The sequence below is a fragment of the Neisseria sp. P0021.S006 genome (assembly GCF_051956895.1).
This window is the reverse complement of sequence record NZ_JBQCWZ010000252.1, coordinates 1-1,771: the sequence shown is the minus strand read 5'-3', so window position 1 is coordinate 1,771 and position 1,771 is coordinate 1. Positions and strand designations below refer to the sequence as shown.

Sequence of the window (1,771 nt, the reverse complement as noted above, 5' to 3'; positions counted from 1 at the left end):
TACGTTACCAGCTCATGGTGTCTGTATCAGGCCGAATTGGGCTTGGTCGAACTCTTCAAAAAATACGATGTACGCATGCGCCTGTTCCACGGCCGCGGCGGCAGCGTAGGCCGCGGCGGCGGCCCGTCTTACCAAGCCATTTTGGCGCAACCCGCAGGCAGCGTTGCCGGACAAATCCGCATTACCGAGCAAGGCGAAGTCATTACCGCCAAATACGCCGACCCGGGCAATGCCCAACGCAACTTGGAAACCTTGGTCGCCGCGACTTTGGAAGCCAGCATCCTGCCGGACAAAAAAGACCCTGATGCCAAACTGATGCAGGATTTGTCGGACGTATCGTTCAAATACTACCGCGAACTGATTACCCACCCCGACTTCATCGACTACTTCCTGCAAACTAGCCCGATTCAGGAAATCGCCACCCTCAACCTCGGCAGCCGTCCCGCCAGCCGCAAAACCCTAGCGCGGATTCAGGACTTGCGCGCGATTCCGTGGGTATTCTCCTGGATGCAAAACCGCCTCATGCTGCCGGCTTGGTACGGTTTCGGCAGCGCAGTGGAAACCTTGTGCGAAGGCAAACCCGAAACCCTCTCCGCCCTGCGCGAACACGCCCAAAACAACCCGTTCTTCCAAGCCATGCTCTCCAATATGGAACAAGTGATGGCAAAAACCGACATCACTTTGGCGGAAAACTATGCCGGCTTGAGCGAATCGCCCGACAAAGCAAAAGTCATCTTCGGCATGATCAAGGAAGAATACCAACGCAGCCGCAAAGCACTGCTCGACCTGCTGCAAACCGAAGAGCTTCTGCGCGACAACCGCAGCCTTGCCCGTTCGCTTGCCTTGAGGATTCCATACCTGAACGCCCTCAACGGCCTGCAAGTCGCCATGCTCAAACGCCTACGCAAAGAGCCCGACAATCCGCACGCCCTGCTGATGGTTCACCTGACCATCAACGGCGTAGCGCAAGGTTTGCGTAATACCGGTTAAAGCAGTACGGAAAAAAAGGCCGTCTGAAACAGTTTTCAGACGGCCTTTCAACCAACTGCGAACCATAGCAAAGGCTTTATCCATAAGCCTCATAATGTTTTTCAACCTGCTTGCCACTCTTACCCTATTCATTTAACTTGCCCGTATTTCGGACTATTTTGGGCAATAGCAGATAACCCGCTACAAAATCAATGTGTTCAATGAAGCATGGCAACTGCTTCAGCACGATGATAGTCAACTACTGACATACCTTAATGCGGCACTGCCCCATATCGCAGCACAATAAGCTTTCAGACAACCCTGAGGCCGTCTGAAAAACAAAAACATCTCACACCAAGGCAACTATCAATATGTTTGACATTGTATTTATATTGTTATTTGGCAGGCTTCAGCCCCACAAAACACCCGACTCATCCGACACGCCCGTCCCTTTTGGGAGTTCGGCTGCAGGCTCAGCTTTAATTTATTTATGCATACGCATAGGGACAATCATCCTTTATGGTTCGATTTCCAAAGCCATTGACAGCCTCCCCCTCATTCTGTTTCAAACAATCTGCATGTTCGGCTGTTTGGTTTTGTATTTCAAAATGTTACGTACCGCATCCAACCCGAAACACCGTCAGATGATTTATTGGGTACTGGGCATTCTTTTGGGTTTGATCTTAAGCCTCCTATCCGAAAAATTGTTTTATTTAATGGCTTTATTCATTTACTCATTCTTCAGAAGCACAATAAGCTGAATGCCTGCTCCCTCTTTTTTCAGACGGCCTTTTATTATAAG

Annotated in this window: 1 protein-coding gene; it reads left to right on the top strand. The window is 50.3% G+C overall.

The genetic code is table 11. The annotated features are described in order from the left end of the window. Positions 1-990, top strand: a 990-nt coding sequence (locus ACTHUM_RS13065) for a phosphoenolpyruvate carboxylase (RefSeq protein WP_440403066.1), incomplete at its 5' end; no start/stop codon positions are given. Positions 991-1,771 lie beyond the last annotated feature (781 nt).